Annotated in this window: 1 protein-coding gene; it reads right to left on the bottom strand. The window is 49.2% G+C overall.

Features of this window, described 5'->3' with window-relative positions; translation table 11 throughout:
* On the bottom strand, positions 1–357 hold a 357-nt coding region (locus B3797_RS13960; RefSeq protein WP_311791386.1), incomplete at its 3' end, for a TrmH family RNA methyltransferase.
* Positions 358–1,004 lie beyond the last annotated feature (647 nt).

Genomic DNA, 1,004 nt, shown 5'->3' with positions numbered 1-1,004 from the left:
CAGCCCGCTATCTTCGCGGCCAAAGACCAGCGCCATGCTGTTTACCCACTGACGCTTCTCCAGCAGTTGCGCCTCAACCTGCTGCGGCGTGGCGTAGTAGCGGAACTTCGCGCGGCTGCGCGCCGTCGTGGCGACAGAGAAGTCGATATCGGCCAGCGCGTCGTTCAGGGTGTCGAAGGTGCGCAGGTTATCCAGGATATCCCCGGCGCCGTGTGCGACTCGCCGCGCGGCGGGATCCTGCCAGGCGTCGCTGGCGACGATGCGCAGTTCGCTGAAGCCCATCGTTTTCATCGCACGCGCCGCTGCGCCAATATTTTCCGCCCGGGCGGGCGAAACCAGAATAAGGGGGAAACGCATGATTATTCCATTTGTGTTTAGAAATCGCGCCGTATAGTAGCACGCGCCGCTGTTAAAGCCGGAATCCAGCGGGCTGAGAAAATAATTTGTTAAGGATGTTAAAATTCAATAAAAAACCCTGTAGAACCCTATTGCATTACGAACGGGCAATAAATCAAATTAACAGGCGAAATAGCCTTTTAAACAGGGCAGTAGCAAAAGCGTAACTACAATTTTGTTTTACGCATACATCGCGTAAATATGTAGCGAAATTGATATTTTTTGTGAGCTAAGCTTGCATTACAAGAGAAGTTTTTCACATAAGTGTTAACGTGCTACAATTGCATTTGATATAAGTCAACGAAGCGTTGTTTTTATGCTTATCGGTTGTTGTCGGTGCTGTTAGGTTGCTGTTAATGCGGTTAGGATATGCGCCAAAAGATTCTCTCCTGGGGCAGGCAATATTCATTCTGACTGGCTGAGCTAACACTGTTGTTGACGTTGATAGATGGTTTATCAAGAACATAATTTCGTACAACGGTTAAGCGCCACACACCGCGCTTTTTAGCGAGCCTGAATACCCGCGTACGCCCTGTTTTCGATTTGTTGGCAAATTTTAGGTAGCGAAACATGCAGACCCCACACATTCTTATCGTTGAAGACGAACT

The organism is Pantoea sp. UBA5923, assembly GCF_002431095.1.
GTDB classification, from domain to species: domain Bacteria; phylum Pseudomonadota; class Gammaproteobacteria; order Enterobacterales; family Enterobacteriaceae; genus Pantoea; species Pantoea piersonii.
The sequence above is the reverse complement of the archived record's forward strand: the minus strand, read 5'-3'. Positions and strand labels throughout refer to the sequence as shown.